This is a genomic window from Streptococcus sp. HMSC065C01, assembly GCF_001813525.1.
In the GTDB taxonomy this organism is placed as follows: Bacteria; Bacillota; Bacilli; order Lactobacillales; family Streptococcaceae; genus Streptococcus; species Streptococcus parasanguinis_V.
In genome coordinates this window covers 55,351-73,347 of sequence record NZ_KV812833.1, presented here as the reverse complement: position 1 = coordinate 73,347, position 17,997 = coordinate 55,351, and the positions used below count along the sequence as shown (strand labels likewise).

Annotated in this window: 19 protein-coding genes and 1 pseudogene; 8 read left to right on the top strand and 12 right to left on the bottom strand. The window is 42.7% G+C overall.

Annotated features, from left to right (window positions below; translation table 11 throughout):
• The 3 genes and pseudogenes from HMPREF2918_RS02470 to HMPREF2918_RS02465 all read left to right on the top strand — a co-directional run.
• Positions 1 to 1,207 (top strand): ATP-binding cassette domain-containing protein (locus HMPREF2918_RS02470; protein WP_141751575.1); only part of this gene is annotated, 1,207 nt, incomplete at its 5' end.
• Between the two features lie 83 nt (positions 1,208 to 1,290).
• A pseudogene (locus HMPREF2918_RS10705) lies at positions 1,291 to 1,708 on the top strand (IS30 family transposase); the annotation flags it as partial.
• A 497-nt stretch (positions 1,709 to 2,205) separates the two neighbouring features.
• Positions 2,206 to 2,979, top strand: a complete 774-nt coding sequence (locus HMPREF2918_RS02465) for a class I SAM-dependent methyltransferase (protein WP_176745976.1) — start codon at positions 2,206 to 2,208, stop codon at positions 2,977 to 2,979.
• Between the two features lie 20 nt (positions 2,980 to 2,999).
• On the opposite strand, the gene HMPREF2918_RS02460 is transcribed toward HMPREF2918_RS02465, so the two are convergent.
• From HMPREF2918_RS02460 to HMPREF2918_RS02425, 8 genes are read right to left on the bottom strand one after another with little or no spacing between them, the layout of a single operon-like run.
• Complete coding sequence (locus HMPREF2918_RS02460) at positions 3,000 to 3,821, bottom strand: ABC transporter permease (RefSeq protein WP_070594494.1); 822 nt, start codon at positions 3,819 to 3,821, stop codon at positions 3,000 to 3,002.
• The gene (locus HMPREF2918_RS02455) at positions 3,811 to 4,761 is read right to left on the bottom strand and encodes an ABC transporter permease (RefSeq protein ID WP_070594493.1); all 951 of its coding nucleotides are present in this window, start codon (positions 4,759 to 4,761) and stop codon (positions 3,811 to 3,813) included. The genes HMPREF2918_RS02460 and HMPREF2918_RS02455 overlap by 11 nt, the downstream gene beginning before the upstream one ends.
• On the bottom strand, positions 4,749 to 5,531 hold the full coding sequence (locus HMPREF2918_RS02450) for an ABC transporter ATP-binding protein (RefSeq protein WP_070594492.1): 783 nt from the start codon (positions 5,529 to 5,531) through the stop codon (positions 4,749 to 4,751). Before HMPREF2918_RS02450 ends, HMPREF2918_RS02455 begins: the two co-directional genes overlap by 13 nt.
• Entirely contained in the window at positions 5,509 to 6,294 is a 786-nt protein-coding gene (locus tag HMPREF2918_RS02445) for an ATP-binding cassette domain-containing protein (RefSeq protein ID WP_070594491.1), read from the bottom strand. Before HMPREF2918_RS02445 ends, HMPREF2918_RS02450 begins: the two co-directional genes overlap by 23 nt.
• Before the next feature lie 2 nt (positions 6,295 to 6,296).
• Positions 6,297 to 7,850: an ABC transporter substrate-binding protein gene (locus HMPREF2918_RS02440; RefSeq protein WP_070594490.1), complete on the bottom strand. Its 1,554-nt coding sequence runs from the start codon at positions 7,848 to 7,850 to the stop codon at positions 6,297 to 6,299.
• A complete protein-coding gene (locus tag HMPREF2918_RS02435) occupies positions 7,837 to 8,361 on the bottom strand; it encodes a DUF924 family protein (RefSeq protein WP_070594489.1) in 525 nt (174 codons plus the stop codon). Before HMPREF2918_RS02435 ends, HMPREF2918_RS02440 begins: the two co-directional genes overlap by 14 nt.
• Before the next feature lie 3 nt (positions 8,362 to 8,364).
• The gene (gene larE / locus HMPREF2918_RS02430) at positions 8,365 to 9,213 is read right to left on the bottom strand and encodes an ATP-dependent sacrificial sulfur transferase LarE (protein ID WP_070594488.1); all 849 of its coding nucleotides are present in this window, start codon (positions 9,211 to 9,213) and stop codon (positions 8,365 to 8,367) included.
• Position 9,214: 1 nt separating this feature from the next.
• Positions 9,215 to 9,880, bottom strand: a complete 666-nt coding sequence (locus tag HMPREF2918_RS02425; RefSeq protein ID WP_070594487.1) for a Crp/Fnr family transcriptional regulator — start codon at positions 9,878 to 9,880, stop codon at positions 9,215 to 9,217.
• A gap of 161 nt (positions 9,881 to 10,041) precedes the next feature.
• On the opposite strand from HMPREF2918_RS02425, the gene larA reads away from it, so the two are divergent.
• The 5 genes from larA to HMPREF2918_RS02400 all read left to right on the top strand — a co-directional run bounded on the left by larA (position 10,042) and on the right by HMPREF2918_RS02400 (position 15,471).
• Positions 10,042 to 11,316: a nickel-dependent lactate racemase gene (gene larA, locus HMPREF2918_RS02420; RefSeq protein WP_070594486.1), complete on the top strand. Its 1,275-nt coding sequence runs from the start codon at positions 10,042 to 10,044 to the stop codon at positions 11,314 to 11,316.
• 8 nt (positions 11,317 to 11,324) lie between these two features.
• On the top strand, positions 11,325 to 12,092 hold the full coding sequence (gene larB, locus HMPREF2918_RS02415; protein WP_023919185.1) for a nickel pincer cofactor biosynthesis protein LarB: 768 nt from the start codon (positions 11,325 to 11,327) through the stop codon (positions 12,090 to 12,092).
• Complete coding sequence (gene larC, locus HMPREF2918_RS02410) at positions 12,092 to 13,429, top strand: nickel pincer cofactor biosynthesis protein LarC (RefSeq protein ID WP_070594485.1); 1,338 nt, start codon at positions 12,092 to 12,094, stop codon at positions 13,427 to 13,429. The genes larB and larC overlap by 1 nt, the downstream gene beginning before the upstream one ends.
• A 20-nt stretch (positions 13,430 to 13,449) precedes the next feature.
• On the top strand, positions 13,450 to 14,163 hold the full coding sequence (larD, locus tag HMPREF2918_RS02405; RefSeq protein WP_049489294.1) for a D/L-lactic acid transporter LarD: 714 nt from the start codon (positions 13,450 to 13,452) through the stop codon (positions 14,161 to 14,163).
• Positions 14,164 to 14,298: 135 nt separating this feature from the next.
• A complete protein-coding gene (locus HMPREF2918_RS02400; RefSeq protein ID WP_070594484.1) occupies positions 14,299 to 15,471 on the top strand; it encodes an aminoacetone oxidase in 1,173 nt (390 codons plus the stop codon).
• Between the two features lie 35 nt (positions 15,472 to 15,506).
• Here HMPREF2918_RS02400 and HMPREF2918_RS02395 read toward each other — a convergent pair whose 3' ends face one another.
• The 4 genes from HMPREF2918_RS02395 to HMPREF2918_RS02380 all read right to left on the bottom strand — a co-directional run bounded on the left by HMPREF2918_RS02395 (position 15,507) and on the right by HMPREF2918_RS02380 (position 17,947).
• Entirely contained in the window at positions 15,507 to 16,169 is a 663-nt protein-coding gene (locus tag HMPREF2918_RS02395) for a hypothetical protein (protein WP_070594483.1), read from the bottom strand.
• A gap of 102 nt (positions 16,170 to 16,271) precedes the next feature.
• The gene (locus tag HMPREF2918_RS02390; protein WP_235287923.1) at positions 16,272 to 16,598 is read right to left on the bottom strand and encodes an AzlD domain-containing protein; all 327 of its coding nucleotides are present in this window, start codon (positions 16,596 to 16,598) and stop codon (positions 16,272 to 16,274) included.
• The gene (locus tag HMPREF2918_RS02385; protein ID WP_003015242.1) at positions 16,585 to 17,280 is read right to left on the bottom strand and encodes an AzlC family ABC transporter permease; all 696 of its coding nucleotides are present in this window, start codon (positions 17,278 to 17,280) and stop codon (positions 16,585 to 16,587) included. The genes HMPREF2918_RS02390 and HMPREF2918_RS02385 overlap by 14 nt, the downstream gene beginning before the upstream one ends.
• 109 nt (positions 17,281 to 17,389) lie before the next feature.
• The gene (locus tag HMPREF2918_RS02380; RefSeq protein ID WP_070594498.1) at positions 17,390 to 17,947 is read right to left on the bottom strand and encodes a membrane lipoprotein lipid attachment site-containing protein; all 558 of its coding nucleotides are present in this window, start codon (positions 17,945 to 17,947) and stop codon (positions 17,390 to 17,392) included.
• Between the last annotated feature and the right edge of the window lie 50 nt (positions 17,948 to 17,997).

Genomic DNA, 17,997 nt, shown 5'->3' with positions numbered 1-17,997 from the left:
ATTTTTTAATCTAATTTCATCAATCTATATTCTTTACAGGCTTTTAAATATTAATACAACTTTCGGATTTATTTTTATAACTACATGTGCGATTCTGATTATATTATACAGCCTAAGCAAGAGTGTTTTTTACAAAATAAGATTGAATTTGACAGAAAAATCTAACTTTTTTTTTGATTATTTAAATCAAATATTTCTAAATGAAAAATTAATTCGCGATACCTCTCAATATAGTCAAATTTCCTCAAATATAAATAGCAACTTTATTAGCTTATATAGAATATTATCTAAGTTTAATCAACTAGATTCTCTATTTTCATCTACTGATGATTTTATTGACTTGCTACTCACCCTTTCCGTTTTTTCAATAGGTGGAATTGCTGTTATTAACCAAAAGATTACATTAGGAGAATTCTCTATAATTTCAATATATTTTAATATTCTAATCGCAAATTTAAAATACTTTATTGAATTTTTTCAAAGCTTGCCAGGATTAAAAGTTTCACTTACAAGAACGAAGGAATTACTGGACATACCCATTGAAAGTAATGGTAATACAAAACTTTCTCACATTTTTTCAATTAACTTAAAAAATGTGAACTACTCTTTTAATAACAATAAAGTTTTCAAGGATCCTATAAATATTACTTTTATTAAAAATAATATTTATAGCATCTCAGGAAAAAATGGTGTCGGAAAATCTACTCTATTAAATATTATTAATGGAACTCTAAATAACAATCGTAGCGGAACTATTGAGTTTAATTCTAAAAACATCGAAGAACTAGATATGTACAATTGTCGGAAATATAACATTTCCACTTGCTCTCCCATAATAACTAGTACATCCGAAACAGTTAAAGAATACATTGAACTTTATTCCAATTTAAATAGAATAACATCTTTCCTTAACCATCAAATTACCAATGAGTTATTCAATTCAATTGTTTTTAATATAGAAGAACTACTTGAAAAAAAAGTTTCTGAACTCTCACTTGGGCAACAACAGTTACTTTCACTATTACTTTGTTTATCCAAAAGATCTGATGTTTATCTACTTGATGAACCAACATCAAATCTGAATTATACTATTGTTATAAATTTTATAATATTCCTAAAATCTTTTTCAGAAAATAAAATCGTTATTCTAATAACTCATGATAGACAACTACTTGAAGCCTTCCCAAATATTTTTGAAATTAAATAATTCGCCCTGTTGGAAAATCAAATGCAACGAAAAAGACATGGTCATCTGATATACTAGAGCTGCGAAAAACAGTATAAAGGAAAATGAACATGTCCATTAATTATTCTACTACAAATCAATCCTACAAACACTTATCTGAAGCTAAACGAGGAAAAATTGAGGCTTATTTATTTTTAGGAATCAAACCTTCGGAGTTGCTCGTCGACCGAAGATCAATCGCTCTACTATTACTCGTGAAATTAATCGAGGTTCCATAACACAAGTGAAAAAAGTAAATGGACAGAAGGTTTACTATCAACACTATTATGCAAATGTTGCCCAAAATCGTTACCGTCATGCTAGAGAAGCCGGTTATTATCTGAAACTGGATCGTATTTCAGGCGACTTCTGAGAGAATTCAAAGGAGCTATGAAAGAGAAACTAAGAATACGTAGCATAAATACCTTTGTTCACACCTATAAACTCCAACATGTAGATGCAGTTGTTCTCTTAACTAAGACAAATCCATGACTATTAGTCCGCAAAAAAGTTGTTTGAGATAGAAAGATACTCACTTAATCAGAGGAATGTCTTTGTTGCCCTTGACTTAACAATTGAGAAATATATTAGTTATTATAATAAATTAATTTAAAATAAACTAAATATAAACAAAAGAGGCATTTAGGCCTCTTTTTCTCTCCTTCAAACACTCTGTCACTGTCCATTTACTGTCCAATATAATGTAATACATCTATAAATTGTTGATTTTATCGAATGCAAAATCGCTTAAAATCAGTATTTTGATAAATAACAAGACTTTAAGAATCTTAAATTAAGTCTTGCATATTCATCATAGTAATGACATTCCTTCCAACTTCTGAAATTTACAGTTCATTATACCATTTTTTAGACGCTTGGAAAAGCTTTGAGCTGGGGAAACTCTGATTCTTCTTTGATCTTGGATTCGATCTATAGTATAATGTTAAAAGAAATTTCACGAAATAGAAAAAGAGGTCACCGTGTTATATAAGATCATCCAACAATACTGGGACAAACGCTACCAGGGCTATTCCCAGAAAAATAAAAAAGAAATTGAAAGTGTTCAGATTGAAAAATGGAAGTACGAACTCATGCGGTGGCTACCAAAAGAGCGGACGATTTCCATCTTAGACATCGGTACAGGACCTGGATTTTTCCCGATTGTCTTCAAACAAATGGGCTATACCAAGGTCACTGCAATCGACGCTTCAGCAAATATGCTACAGATTGCGCAAGAAAATCTCCTCAAATATGGCGGAGAAACACCCGATACTATCCGCTATCTACAGATGAATGCCCAGGAGTTGGACTTTGAGCCCGAATCTTTTGATGTCATTATGATGCGCAATGTTACATGGAATTTGGAAAACCCTGAAAAGGCTTACGAGGCCTGGCTACGGGCTCTCAAACCCGGCGGACAACTCCTCATTTATGATGCTAACTGGTACTCTTATCTCAATGATCCTGCTATTCGTTCACAATTTGAGAATAATCTAAAGATCGTTTCCAGCGAACAGCTAGAAGATTACTGGCACGGCGAAGGGGTCGATGAAGCCTTGATTGAAGAAATTGCCCGCCAATTGCCGCTAACCAAACGCCTTCGTCCCTCGTGGGATCTGGAGTTTTTGAATCAATTTGAAGGGGTCGAGGCAACAGTTGACACCGAATTTGGACCAAAAATTTGGAGCCGAGAAGAAGAACTCAATTACGCAGCAACACCGATGTTTGCCCTTTATATCACAAAAAGAAGCTGATTCCTGTTTGGATCAGCTTTTTATTTGTATGCTTGTTGGATGGCAAAGTACTGTTTGAGAAGTCTTCCTAAGACCATCACCCCTCCGATAAAGAGGATGAGAAACAGGCTAGGAAAGGCCACGATCCACGGCGCTGTCTGCAAATAGCTTCTGCCAGTATTGATCATCGCCCCCCACTCTGCATCGGGCATCTGGGCACCCAAACCGATAAAACTCATCCCTGCAATTTCCATGACAATGGTATTCAGATCATACACCATGGTTGTGACGACTTGGGGAAAGACGCTAGGGAGATAGTAGAGCTTGATCTTACTCCAGAAGGTATTGCCAAACATATCTGCATAGCGGAAATACGGTTCTTCTTTGATATCGAGGAGCAGCGAGCGTACTAGGTAGGCATACTTGGTCCAGCTGGTCAAACAGATGGCCAGTAACGTCTGCTCCATTCCAAGACCTAAAAAACCAACGATCCCAATCACAAAGATAATGGGAGGAAAGGCTTGAAAAAGCGTAATAACTACTTGAACCAAACGATCCACGATCCCGCCAAACTTGACACTTAATACTCCCATTAAGCAACCAAAAAGGACGACCAAAAAGAGAGCGAGAAGGGATGGAAAGAGGGTATGGGCCCCTCCGACAAACACCCGGACCAAGAGATCGCGCCCCAACTCATCTCTGCCAAAGAAGGCTTGACGAGAGGGGGCTGCTAAAACGTGACCTAAGTCGACCTGGTTAGCACGGTCAGCGCCAAGCCACTGAGCCAAGCCCAGAAAGACAAGAAAGAGAAGCAAGCCAAGGGATACCCATCGAATGTTCCGTTTGATCTGATCAGATGACATGGTTGGATCCCTCCTTGCGATAGCGTTTTGGATTGATGAGAAGCTGGATAAATTCAGCAAAGGTATTAACCAGAAGGACACTGGCTGTAATGACCAGAACCGATCCTTGGATCAATGGAAAATCTCGATTGTGCACAGCTGTGATCAACATCTTCCCAATTCCTGGCCAAGAAAAGAGATACTCGATCACGGCCACACCTCCTAACAAAGAGGTCAAAGATAGGGTGATCAAGGTCAAGAGTAACGGAACTAGTTGAGGGAAAATAGTTGTCCTAAGGATCTGACCCCGTCTCAAACCACGCCCCATGGCTCCCACTACTACATCTGACTCAAGGATCTCTGTTAAGCCTTCTTGTAGCTGCGGAATGTAGCGGCTCGACATGGTCAAGGCCAAGGTCAAAGAAGGCAGTACGGCTCCTTGTAGATTGACCGTTGATTGGATTGGAAACAGATGCAAATATAGTGAAAATACCAGCATCAGGCCAATCCCTAAAACGAAATTGGGAATGGTATTGGCGAGAGCCGTGGCAATCGAAATGAGCTTAGAAATCGGGCTCTTCTTATAAAACACTGCGATAAAACTCAGCGGAATCGAGATCAAGAGGGTCAAGAAGAGGGTAGAGCCTGCTAGTAGCAAGGTATTGGGAAAGTAAAAGGCCAATTCTTTTGCGACGGACGATCCGGAGTGGTAGGTCGTTCCTAGATTTCCCTGGAAGACTCCCCATAGCCACCGTCCATACTGTACCCAGAAGGGATCCTGAAAACCAAATTCCAGACGCTTGGCCTCCAGCAATTCTTTTGTAAATGGAATCCCTTGGGCAGCCAACATATTTTTAGCTGGATCTCCTGGCGCTAAATACATGAGTAAGAAGGAGATCAAACTGACGCCGAGTAAGATCAGTAGGAAACGGATCAATAATTTAAAGCTTATTCGAAACATCCACTCACCCACCTTTCTTGCTGCCGATAAGTGGCTAACAATTCCTCTGTATAAGGGTCTCGTGGGTTGCTCAAGCACTCACTAGTCTTTCCTCGTTCTCTGATTTGCCCTTCTTTTAGGACCATCAGCTGTTGACAAAATTGGCTGACCAATGCCAAGTCATGGGAGATGAAGACAAAACTCATCTGATACTGCTCTTTCAACCCTTGCATCAAGCACATCAGCTCTGCTTGGATGGTCATATCGAGGGCGCTGGTCATCTCGTCGCAAACGAGAATCCGTGGCTTGATGAGCAAGGCACGCGCAATAGCTGCCCGCTGGCACTCCCCACCACTTAAAAATTGGGGTCTTTGTTGGACTAGCTGGCGATTTAGGTGAACAGCCTCTAACACATCTTCAATCGCTTTTTCTTTTTCAGTTTTTGTTGCAGCCTGATCAAAATGATCACAGACTTCCATTAAGCTCGAATATACCGATCGAGCTGGATGAAAACTAGCATGAGGGTGTTGATCAATATACTGGATCGTTTGATAGAATTCTTTCGTTGAAAATTCTTCATAGGAACGGCCCTGTAAATAAAGTTGCCCCTGATGCGGTTTGATAAAGCGACACAGCAGATGACTAAGACTGGTCTTTCCAGATCCCGATTCTCCTACGATCCCAAAGCTTTCACCCTCTTCCAACTCAAATGAAATCGGACCCACTTGCATCCCCGATGCAGAATGTCGGTGGGTAAAAATCAGATCTTTACAGGTCAAAATGGTCTCCATCTGTAGCTCCTTTCTGTAAACGAGGGGTTGCAGCAAGCAATTCTTTTGTATAGTCTTCTTTTGCGGACTCCAACAATTGGACCGTAGGTCCTTGCTCAATGACCTGTCCCCCACGGATCACAAGCATGTGATCACTCAAGGCTGCAGCAACTGCCATGTCGTGTGTCACTAAAAGAAGAGACACCCCTTCTTCTCGTTTTAAACGGACTAATAAGTCCACAATCTCAAGCTTTGTAACCACATCGAGCGCACTGGTCGGCTCATCGGCTAGCAAGACCTTCGGATAAGAGACCAGAGACAAAGCGATCGCGACTCGCTGCATCATGCCTCCACTTAGCTCAAAGGGATAGGCAGCCGCAAGCTTCTTCATATCTAAACCGACCAGGTCCATACATTCTTTGAGAGAACGAACTTTGGAAGTCCGCCCTTTTAGACTGTTGACCAGGTCCTTGTAATGTTTTTCGATGGTGCGTCGATCATAAAAAAAGCGCCCAGCCTGCTGGCTGACCCAAGCTATCTCACTTCCCACAAAGGGGTAGGGAGAGGACTGCTGGGACACTTCCTCTCCTCGCCAACTATACTGGCCTTTTGCGATCCACAGATCTCTCAAGGGGAGCCCGAGCAAGACCTTTAGTAGGGTAGACTTTCCACTGCCACTTTCTCCGACAATAGCCAGGCTCTGAGATTCTCCTACTTGCATCGATACATCTTCAAGAATGATCCGATCCTTGGATTGGACCGTTAGGTGTTGAAGTTCAAGCATACTTATTCCTTTGTTAATTGATTGGTAATATGGTAATAGTCTGAGGCACTTGATGTGAGTCCTGACACGCGATCATTCATAATAACCGCCACTTTAAACGTCACCAAAAAGCTGATCGGCAGGTCTTCTTGGATCTCCCTTTGAAGATCCTTACTCAGCTCTTGACGTTTCTCTTGATTACCTTCTGTCCCCAGAGTTTTAATGAGTTGATCCACCTTGTTGCTCTTGTATTTTCCAAGATTAACCGAACCGTCTGAAGCCAGCGAACTCTTAAAGAAGGGATAAGGATCGCCCACAGGCGTCGCCACCATGGTATACGGTGTAAATGAATAGTCTTCTGCTGCAGCAATCGAGCCCACTTCAACGGTCCGAATCTTCACATCGATCCCAATCTTTTTCAAGGCGGCTTGTGTCGCCTGAACTGCTAAAGGAATCTCTGGCAAACGCTCATAAGAGAGGGCTGTCAATGTAACCTTCTTACCATCTTTATAGCGAAACCCATCTGCTTTTTTCAGATAACCTGCTTGGTCTAAGAGCTTCTCGGCTTCCTTGGCATTCGCATTTGGAACAGGCTCTTCTAAAGCAAAAGGAAAGCGACTTGGAAACGGACCATTTGTAGCTTGGGAACCCTTTTGAAAGAGCGATTGACTATAGGTCTTCCGATCAATCACCAAATCAATAGCCTTTCGTAGCGTCTTGTCCTGCATCCAAGGATCTCGGAAATTATAGACATATGAAAGATAGCGCGAGCCATCGACTTCTGAAATCCGATAGCCTTTTTTCTGGCGATAAGACGCTAGATTGAGCGCCGGCATTCCATAAGCTGCATCGATCTCACCAGCATCTAAAGCAAGACTCATCGAGGTCGCATCTGAAAAGGAACGAATCTCCACCTTAGCTACCTTCGCTGCCCCATTCCAATAATGGCCAAAGGCCTTTAGACTAGCCCCATTTTCTGGACGAAAAGCCGTCAGCTGGTAGGGACCTGTCGCAACGACCGATTTCCCAGTCGACTCCTTGGCTCCTACATGAAGAATGGTCGAATAAGGATCTGCCAAGAGATTCAAGAGAATCGGTTGAGGCTCTTTGGTTTTGATCCGAAGGGTATGATCCGTCGCAGTTATTTGCTCGATCATTAATTCACCTGCCGCCCGCTGATTGGAAGCCAAAAGATGTTCCAAAGACTCCTTGACCGTCTGAGGAGTCATAAGACTCCCATCATGAAATCGCACTCCTTGACGGATCGTGATCTCCCACTCCAGAGGGGACAACTGCTCACCTTTGGTGGCCAGCCAGGGCTGGATCTGTAACTGATCATCCATTTTAAACAGGGTCTCTCCGACCCCATAGCGCACTGTAAACCAGCCATTGTACTCTTTGACTGGATCAATATTGGCCGGAAATTGGGTATAGCCCATCGTAACCGTGTCACTGGAAGAGACCGTTTTATTCTGTCTTCCCTGGAAGGCCTTCAAGGCTAGCAAGAAAATTCCAGCTAATAGGAGCGCCCAGCAGAGCTTGACCCAAGATCCTTTTTTTCCTTTAAAAACCAGCATGTTCTGCTAGATACTCCTCTTCTTCTTTGGTCGATGGTCTTCCTAAAATGGCATTGCGATGCGGATAGCGTCCAAATTGTCGGAGAATATCTGCATGCATCTTCTCGTATTTCAAGCGTTTTTCGAGCCCCGGTTGATCAAACAAGCGCAGGGCTTCTTCATGAATGACTAAGGACTCAGAATGCATAAAAGGCATATAGAAAAACCCTCTTTGTACAACTGGTAGATCCAAGGCTTGCTCTAAGCCTTCTTGGGCCAAGACCAAGGCCAGGGAATCTGTCGCAAAAGCTTGGGCAGTCCCTCGAAAAATATTACGAGGAACTTGGTCCAAGAGCAAAATCTCTGCTAAACGTCCTTCTGCCGTAACCCGCCAGTGAAACAATTCCCCACGACTGGCCTTCCAATAAAGTTCCTCAAAGCGCTCCCGCATTTCTCGGTCCAAGGCATCCGATTTTTTAAACCAATCCTCTGGCTGCAACTCTTCAAACCAAAACTCTACTACTTCATTCATGCTTTATTCCGCCATAATTTTTTCTTTGGTTTTTTCATCCAAAGAGTCATTCATTCGACCATACTTGTAACCAGCCAAATCCAAGGCTACATAAGTAAAGCCAATTTCCTTCATGTAATCGTTGATCTTGTCATGCATTTGAATCGCTTCAAGAAGGTGGTCTTCTGCTACTTCGATACGGGCCAAATCCCCATGGACGCGCACACGGGCTTGCTCAAAACCAAGACCTACAAGGAACTCTTCGCCCTTAAAGACGCGTTGAACATTTTCTGGTGTAATTTTAACGCCGTATGGGAAACGAGAAGCTACACTACAAGAAGGCACCTTGTTCCAATTAGAGACGCCTCTTTCCTTGGCCAATTGACGAATTTCTGTCTTATAGAGACCAGCTTCTTGCAAGACACTGCGTACTCCTGCTTCATTGCGGGCCTTGATCCCCGGACGAAAATCTCCCATATCATCCATAATCATCCCATCTACCAACTGCTCAAAGCCAAGATCTGTAACAGATTCTTTAATGGTTTGGTACATCAATTGCTTGCTGTAGTACCAGATATTTGGCGTGTTAGCAGCAATCCGCGGATCACTCAATTCTCTCATCTCAAGCCCCAGGACAGGTGCACCCAGCTGATCCGCCAAATCAAGCGCTAAATTAAATTCCTCCTCTGAAAAGAGCTCTGAATTAACCACTGCTGCAATCACATTGTCATGCCCTAAGGTATCTAAAGCGACCTTTAAGAGATAAGAACTGTCAATCCCACCAGAATAAGTGATGGCTACTTTTCCGATTTCCCGCAAAATATCTTGTAATTTTTCTTCTTTTTCTTTTCTGATTTGTGCTTCTGTTGCCATGTTAGAATGTTTCCCTTCCAATAAATTCTTCAATTCGTTCAATGTCCAAAATTACGATCTTTTGCTGTCGAATGTCTAAAACACCCTCTCGCTTTAATTCGTTTAGAATGCGATTGACACTGTTTCGGGTTGAGATCCCACAAAAACCAGCAATATCTTCATTGGTAATATTAAAATCAATCAAGATACCATCGTCCTGCTCCACCCCAAACAAGCTGCATAGCTTTTGTAGGTGAAAACAAACCGCGCCTTTTTTTCCATTCATCATCATGTACTGCTGGGATTCCATACTCTCAGACAGTTTATTACGATAATAATCCCGTACGTAATCTTGCAGTTCCTTTTTCTCTTTGACAAAGGTCCAGAACTTGACCCGAGGAATCCGGTAAAAACTAGCCTCAGCTGTCTCGACGCGCACGTTAAAAGGCGAGTCCGTATAATTGGATACCTCATCCCGTAACAAGGATACAATATCGGTCGCTTTTAAATAGGAAAAGTTAAATTCTCGACCATCACGCATGATGACACTGGTCTTGACAACCCCTTCTTTTAAAATATAGATATAGTCCTCTTTAATCCCGCGATAAGAGAGGTAGCTGTGGTATTTTTTCTTGATAATGGGCGTTCGCCTCTCTTCCAAGAATTTCACTAAAAATGCTGAATCCACGCGCGTTTTTCCTCCTGTTTTGGCTCTTCATAGAAGTCACACTAATGATACACCTGTTCTTAAACAATATAGTTAACATTTGTTGACATCAATTGGTGCACACCTCTTTTTAAAAAGAATTATACTATAAGTATCAGTATTAATAAAGGAGATCGCAAATAATGGTAGAAATTAAATTACCGTACGACAAAAAATCGATTGTTGCAAAGATTCCAGATGAAAACTTTGCAGGATTGTTAGAGTCTAAGGCGGAAAACTTCCATAACCCACTGTCTGAAGAAGAAACTGTTGAACGTTCAATGGACAACCCTATCGGCAGCCCAACTTTGGAAGAACTTGCTAAAGGCAAAAAAGACATCGTGTTGATCAGTTCTGACCACACTCGTCCCGTTCCTTCTCACATCATCACTCCAATCATTTTGCGTCGTATTCGCTCAGTTAACCCTGATGCACGCGTGCGTATCTTGGTTGCTACTGGTTTCCACCGTCCTTCAACTCGTGAAGAATTGATCAATAAATACGGCCAAGAAATCGTTGACAATGAAGAAATCGTTATGCACATTTCAACAAACGACGATGACATGGTGAAAATCGGTCAACTTCCTTCAGGTGGTGATTGTATCATCAACAAGATCGCTGCTGAAGCTGACTTGTTGATAGCAGAAGGATTCATCGAATCTCACTTCTTTGCTGGATTCTCAGGTGGACGTAAATCAGTCCTTCCAGGTATCGCATCATACAAAACTATCATGGCGAACCACTCAGGTGACTTCATCAATTCTGATAAGGCACGTACTGGTAACCTTGACCACAACCCAATCCACGAAGATATGCTTTACGCTGCTCGTACTGCAAACTTGGCCTTCATCGTCAACGTTGTATTAGACGGCGAAAAACACATCATCGGATCTTTCGCTGGGGACATGGTTGAAGCCCACAAAGTTGGTTGTGAATTCGTTGCAGACTTGGCACATGTGTCTAAGATCGAAAGCGACATCACAATTTCAACAAACGGTGGTTTCCCACTTGACCAAAACATCTACCAAGCTGTTAAAGGGATGACTGCAGCCGAAGCTTCTAACAAAGAAGGCGGAACAATCATCATGGTGGCTGGATGTGCAGATGGTCACGGTGGAGAAGGTTTCTATCGCAACCTTGCTGACGTAGAAGATCCAAAAGAATTCTTGGAACAAGCCATCAATACACCTCGTTTAGAGACTGTCCCAGACCAATGGACTTCTCAAATCTTGGCACGTATTTTGGTACACCACCATGTTATCTTTGTATCTGACCTTGTAGATCCTGAATTGATCACAGGTATGCATATGGAACTTGCAACTTCATTTGACGAAGCGCTTGAAAAAGCCTTTGCTCGTGAAGGAAAAGATGCTAAAGTAGCAGTTATCCGCGACGGACTTTCTGTCGTTGTTGAATAGAATCAAACATGGATTTTCAACCCAATCTAGAACAAACACTCCGTTCTTTGCAAGCAGGTCATCTCTCCGTTGAGGATGCGCTGGAGCAAATCAACGGGGTTAAAGAACTAGGGTATGCAGCAATTGATACTGACCGGCAACGTCGCAACGGCTTCCCTGAAGTCGTATACGGCGAAGGAAAGACAGTTGAGCAAATTGAAGGAATCCTGCAATTTCTTTCACAGAAAGAATTGCCGATCCTCACAACAAGAGTCTCTCTCCAAAAGGGAGAGGCTCTTTCTCAGCGCTTTCCGACTGGCCACTATTATCCGGAAGCCCGCTGCTTCGTTCTCAACTCTAAAAAGGAAGAAGCCGATCCTGAACACTACATTGCGGTCGTCACAGCAGGGACAAGTGATGTTCCTGTTGCAGAAGAAGCTGCAGTCACTGCAGAAACCTTTGGCCATTCGGTTCGCCGAATCTATGATGTGGGAGTCGCCGGCATCCATCGCCTCTTCAATCGCTTAGAAGAGATCCAAAAAGCCAGTGTGATCATCGTGATTGCCGGTATGGAAGGAGCTCTTGTCAGTGTCGTAGGAGGCCTTGTGGATGTCCCCGTTATTGCCGTTCCGACCAGCATTGGATACGGAAGCAACCTTCAAGGACTAACAACCTTGATGAGTATGTTGACCTCTTGCGCTTCTGGCGTAACGGTCGTCAACATTGATAACGGATTTGGTGCAGCTTATTCAGCATGTATGATCAATCGACTCAACCACAATCGAAAGGAAAACTGATGACCAGTCTATTTTTAGAACCTTTTTCTGGAATAAGTGGCGATATGCTCAATGGTCTTCTTGTGGACCTTGGGGCAGATGTCGAGCTTCTTCACACAGAACTCGAGAAACTGGGAGTGGATGGTTTCCACCTCCACGTTCATCGCGTCGCAAAAAGCGCAATTTGGGGAACTGATTTCGATGTTCACCTTCACCACGGGGAGAAAGATACGGGGATTGAAGGTGATTTTGATCACGATCATGAACATCATCACGATCACGAACATGATCACGAACATCATCATGATCACGAACATCATCACGATCATGAACATCATCACGATCATGAACATCATCATCACCATTCCCACGCGGATGCTCGCAGTTATGCGGATATCCACGATCTGATTGCCGCTTCACAGTTGAGTCCTTTTGTGAAAGAAAAGAGTCTTGAAGTCTTTCTTGATATCGCAAAGGCCGAAGCAGCTGTGCATAACATGCCTGTCGAACAGATTCATTTCCATGAAATTGGTGCAATTGACTCCATCGTCGATATCGTTAGCTTTTTCATCCTAGTGGAATCGCTCGGTATCGATACAGTTTACTCTACTCCTCTCACTGAGGGAAGTGGGACTATTTCAGTTGCCCATGGAGAAATGCCTGTTCCGGTTCCCGCTGTGATGCAGTTGAGAAAAGGAACGACTATTCCGATTACTCAAGACTTCACAGTTAAAACGGAGTTGATTACTCCGACAGGGTTAGCCCTCCTTAAAGCATTGTCCCCAATCTTTGAACCAATCCCCTCTCACCTTTCCATCGAAAGTGTGGGCTATGGATTTGGTAAAAGAGAGACTGGAAAATTCAATGCTTTACGCGGTTCGCTATTGAAAGAAGACACCTCTCACAGCACCACTGTTGTTCATCGCACGGAAGATCAAATTATTGAGATCACCACTACGATCGATGATCAAACACCAGAGCAACTCGGTTATATTATCCACCGTTTCCTGGACGCTGGAGCTTTAGATGTCTACTATCGTAGCGTCGTTATGAAAAAGAATCGCCCTGGCTTTGAATTGATTCTCTTGATTCAAGGAAGTCAGTTGGAAGATTTTTCAGCCCTCTTGTTCAAAGAAACCAGTACCATTGGTTTTCGATATCAACAAGTCGACCGAAAGGTCATGCAACGTCGATTTGAACAAATCGATACGGAATTTGGACCTGTTACGGTAAAAATTAACCAGTACGGATCTACCACTAAAAAAACACTTGAATACGAAGACTGTCAGCGTATTGCTACGGAGATGCAGTTGCCGATTCAAGAAGTTTATCACCAATTACAAAAATACATTTATTAATTTAGGAGACATTAATTAACATGACACATCAATTACTTGCAGAAGTTATGAGTACAGCTTTGATGATTATCTTCGGGGTTGGCGTACACTGTGACGACGTTTTGAAGAAAACAAAATATGCTGGAACTGGACACTTATTCGCGATCACTACATGGGCATTCGGTATCACTGTCTGCTTGTTCGTCTTTGGTGGCGTTTCAATGAACCCTGCTATGGCTTTGCTGAAAGTCCTTCTTGGTAAATTGACAATCGCTCAATTCTTCCCAATTGCAATCGCTGAAATGATCGGTGCCTTCCTTGGTGCAGTCATTGCTTACTTTATGTACGCAGACCACTTCAAGATTTCTGAAGGTCAAATTGATGGTGTTGCTATCCGTAACATCTTCTCAACTAACCCTAACTGCCGTAACCTTCCACGTAACTACTTCGTCGAAGCGTTCGCAACATTTATCTTCTTGACATCTATCATGGCTGCTGAACATGCCAACGAAGCAATGCTTCCATTCACTGTTGGTTTGATCGTTTGGGCTATCGGTATGGGTCTTGGTGGTACTACAGGTTTCGCGATGAACCAAGCGCGTGACCTTGGACCTCGTTTCGCTTACCAAATCTTGCCAATCAAAGATAAAGTAAACAACGACTGGCAATATGGTCTTCTTGTACCAGGTACTGCTCCATTTGTTGGTGCTGTCCTTGCCTTCTTCTTCATCCGTTACTTCCTTGGAATCATGTAATGAGTTGATCAAAGAATCATTCAAAAGCAAGCATCGAAAGGTGCTTGTTTTTTGATTCCTTCATTTCCGAAGCCGTCCATAAAATGATATAATGGACAAAGCAAATCATGAAAAAACAAGAGAAGGAAGAACGACATGACTCATTTTCACACCATTGTCATCGGTGGTGGCCCAGCAGGTATGATGGCGACCATTGCCAGCGCCTCTTATGGCCAACCTACGCTGCTGATCGAAAAAAATAAAAAGCTGGGTAAAAAACTTGCAGGTACCGGAGGAGGTCGCTGTAATGTCACGAACAACGGGACCTTAGACGATTTGATGGCCGGCATCCCTGGAAATGGCCGTTTCCTTTACAGTGTGTTTTCCCAATTTGATAATCATGATATCATCCAATTTTTCACCGATAATGGCGTCAAGTTAAAAGTCGAAGACCATGGTCGGGTCTTTCCTGTTAGTGATCAATCTCGCACCATTATTCAAGCCTTAGAAAATAAGATCCTTGAACTAGGTGCTAGCATTTCCACCAACTGTGAAGTGGTCTCTGTCACCAAACCAGAAGACGTCTTCATCGTCAAATCATCTGAAAATACTTGGACAGCCGATAAGCTGATCGTTACGACTGGAGGCAAATCCTACCCTTCTACCGGCTCTACTGGCTACGGACACGAAATCGCCCGCCACTTCAAACACACCATCACCGATCTAGAAGCGGCAGAAAGTCCTCTTTTGACAGATTTTCCACACAAGGCCCTCCAAGGGATCTCTCTGACAGATGTGACCCTCAGCTACGGCAAACACATCATCACACACGACCTTCTCTTTACCCATTTTGGACTTTCTGGCCCTGCAGCCCTTCGGATGTCTAGCTTTGTTAAAGGCGGGGAAATCTTATCTCTAGACCTCCTTCCGACCACTTCTTCTCAAGTGTTAAAAGACTTTCTAGAAGAGCATCGAGAAAAGGCCATTAAAAATAGCCTCAAAGCCCTGCTTCCTGAACGATTAGCTGATTTCTTGGCGCAAGGATTCCCTGAAAAAGCCAAGCAACTCACTCCTCCTCAAACAGAAGAGCTCATTCAAAAGATCAAAGAGCTGCCTATCCCCGTCACTGGGAAGATGTCACTAGCCAAGTCCTTTGTCACCAAGGGCGGTGTCAGCCTTAAAGAAATCAATCCTAAAACCCTAGAAAGTAAGCTCGTTCCTGGACTCCACTTTGCAGGAGAAGTCCTCGATATCAATGCCCATACAGGCGGTTTTAATATCACATCCGCCCTCTGCACCGGTTGGGTAGCAGGAAGCCCTCATTACTAAAAAAACGAACTCGATTTTGCCTCGAGTTCGTCTTTTTATTGTTCTTTGGTTAATGAAAAACGGAAATCATTGTATTTGGTGTAGTCAAATTCTGTATTGACAGGCGCTGTGAAAACAATTGGGGTATAATGACCTTCTTCCAAGACAAAACCTGGCTCCAGTCGGAAGTTGGCTACACCTAGCCCTGTGATCCCAGGAAGCAAGGCATCCGCTCCATCAAGACCTTCAGCATCCCAATAGTAGATATTGCCTGTTGCTTTGACAGCTCTAGCCGTATAGGTCGCTGTCCGAGTCGGTTCGCTATCATTTTTGAAGCTAACCACTGTTGTCACATCTCCATTGGCATCCACTGTCATTTTAATCGCATCTGCTTGTGGACTAGATCCTACCCAAGTTCCCACCAATTCTGCAGGGACAGTAGCTTGCGTCGTAGTAGACGCATTCTCAGTTTTACCAGAGTCTTTTGAAGCTGTCGCGCTACTTGCTTGAGTCGAAGAGCTAGCTGTATTGTTTGCCTGAGAGGAAGATGCTGCACCCTTTTTGCTATTACTTTTGGCTTTTTTCTCTACCTTGCTAGTGGATGCTTTTGCGGATGAGGATGCTGTCTTTTTATCCTTTGCACCACAACCACCGAGAGCTAGACCAAGTGAAGCAGCCACCAGAACAGCAGCACTCCAACGGAAGATTGATTTTTTCATACGATTACCTCTTTATCTTTCTGACTCCCATTATACTCCAATTATTACAAAAATCAAGTTTTTTTGTAATAATTGTAACTTTTTTGTAACATATTTTTACATTTAAAATACCAATCGCAATAGGGCAATCAAGACAATTCCAAACAAAACGGTTCCCATAAGATTTTTGTAACGAAAGGCTACAAAGAGGCTGGGAATGGTCACCACTAGGTCCAACCAGTGAAACTGCGGGAGGCTTCCAATTTTTCCATCTACTAAGCTTGATAAAACCAAGGCAAAGATAATGGAAATAGGCAGGTATTTGAGAAAGCGGGTCACAGGAGCCGGCAGTCCCTTGTATTTGACTAAGAGGAAGGGCAAGATCCGAGGAATCCAGGTAACGAGGGCTGAGGCCAGAATGGCCATGAAGATAGAACTATTCACGCGCATCACAGACCACCCCCACAAAACAGCCGATCAAGGTCGCAGCTAGCACAGCTAGCGGTTGCGAAACAAAAAAGAGTAAGAGAAAGAAACTCACTGCTACTGCTAACAGCACCATGAGCATGGTCTTGGTCTTTTCTGTCAGTTGCATTCCTTGAAACTGAGCTGCAAAAATCCCAATAAACATAGCCACTAAAGCAAAATCAAGCCCAAAAGCCTTTGGATCAGGTAGGAGAGATCCTAGAGCTGTTCCGATAACCGTCGCACTGATCCAAGCCACATAGCCTACTAGATTATTCCCATGCATCCAAGGAACTGTAATGGTGTCCGTCTTTAACTTCTCACTCAAGTAGACCCCATAGCTCTCATCGGTCAGGAGACTTCCAATCCCGATGGTATGAGCGAGACTAGCATCCTTAAAGTCAGACGACGTATGCAGGCTCATCAACATATTACGGAGATTGATCAAACACACCGTCAAGGCCATATTCAATATCGAAGAATGAGCCGCAATCAGAGAGATCATCGCAAACTGGGCCGCCCCAGCATAGACCAATACACTCATCAAGGCCATCTCCAAAGGAGAAAGATAGGGAGACGCTACCACACCACAAGCCAGGCCAATACTGATATAGCCCAAAGCCGTCGGAAGTGCGTCCTTCACCCCCTGCCAAAAATCTTTTTCCACTCTCTCACTCCTTTCTGAATCATTGACTTCTATTATAACACAAGAAAAAAGGTTGAAAAAGAAGATCTGGTATAGAAAGGATAACCCCTCATTATACTCAATCTCTCCCCTACTTATTTACTTTTAAATCCGACATCTCTAATGTCATCTTTTCTTCTTGTGTCATGGTCTCGACAATTTGTTTTTGCTCGCTTGATATTGGCAAGGTCAAAATCGTAGCAGATTGATCCGGCAATACTCCACTGTCACTAATTTTATAGCTAATCCGTTGATCTTGATAAATGAATTGCCCATCATATTTCCAACTCAATGAAAACTCAAAATCCTTATCAATTTGAAATCCAGCTTTGTTAATCAATAGAAAAACGGCATATTCTTGTTGATTTGATGAGAAAGTTGCGCCCGTATAGTTGATCGATAGGCTTCCTTGATCTCCAAGTTCTGGATGTTCCTTGGTTAATTTCTTCCCTAATTCAATTACATTTGATTCTTTTCCTTCATACTGTGGTCCCACCACAAACTGCAAGCCTTTTTCATTTTTAACAGTTGAAGACTCTTTTGAGATCTGCTCCGTTTTGCTTGGCGAAGAATCTTTTGATTCCTGTCGAGACTGGGCGCATGCTGTTAATGATAGAAGCGCTACAAACAAAACGATCGTTTTTTTCATCATTTCTACTTCTTTTTTTTTTTTTCCTTTTTTTTTTTTTTTTTTTTTTT

Bases quoted from the DNA above. Each gene is read 5' to 3' on its own strand.
- HMPREF2918_RS02450 (WP_070594492.1), bottom strand. From the start codon at position 5,531: ATGGAGACCATTTTGACCTGTAAAGATCTGATTTTTACCCACCGACAT.
- HMPREF2918_RS02455 (WP_070594493.1), bottom strand. From the start codon at position 4,761: ATGTTTCGAATAAGCTTTAAATTATTGATCCGTTTCCTACTGATCTTA.
- larE (WP_070594488.1), bottom strand. From the start codon at position 9,213: ATGGCAACAGAAGCACAAATCAGAAAAGAAAAAGAAGAAAAATTACAA.
- HMPREF2918_RS02395 (WP_070594483.1), bottom strand. From the start codon at position 16,169: ATGAAAAAATCAATCTTCCGTTGGAGTGCTGCTGTTCTGGTGGCTGCT.
- HMPREF2918_RS02390 (WP_235287923.1), bottom strand. From the start codon at position 16,598: ATGCGCGTGAATAGTTCTATCTTCATGGCCATTCTGGCCTCAGCCCTC.
- HMPREF2918_RS02445 (WP_070594491.1), bottom strand. From the start codon at position 6,294: ATGCTTGAACTTCAACACCTAACGGTCCAATCCAAGGATCGGATCATT.
- HMPREF2918_RS02380 (WP_070594498.1), bottom strand. From the start codon at position 17,947: ATGAAAAAAACGATCGTTTTGTTTGTAGCGCTTCTATCATTAACAGCA.
- larA (WP_070594486.1), top strand. From the start codon at position 10,042: ATGGTAGAAATTAAATTACCGTACGACAAAAAATCGATTGTTGCAAAG.
- HMPREF2918_RS02435 (WP_070594489.1), bottom strand. From the start codon at position 8,361: ATGAATGAAGTAGTAGAGTTTTGGTTTGAAGAGTTGCAGCCAGAGGAT.
- larD (WP_049489294.1), top strand. From the start codon at position 13,450: ATGACACATCAATTACTTGCAGAAGTTATGAGTACAGCTTTGATGATT.
- HMPREF2918_RS02440 (WP_070594490.1), bottom strand. From the start codon at position 7,850: ATGCTGGTTTTTAAAGGAAAAAAAGGATCTTGGGTCAAGCTCTGCTGG.
- HMPREF2918_RS02400 (WP_070594484.1), top strand. From the start codon at position 14,299: ATGACTCATTTTCACACCATTGTCATCGGTGGTGGCCCAGCAGGTATG.
- HMPREF2918_RS02460 (WP_070594494.1), bottom strand. From the start codon at position 3,821: ATGTCATCTGATCAGATCAAACGGAACATTCGATGGGTATCCCTTGGC.
- larC (WP_070594485.1), top strand. From the start codon at position 12,092: ATGACCAGTCTATTTTTAGAACCTTTTTCTGGAATAAGTGGCGATATG.
- larB (WP_023919185.1), top strand. From the start codon at position 11,325: ATGGATTTTCAACCCAATCTAGAACAAACACTCCGTTCTTTGCAAGCA.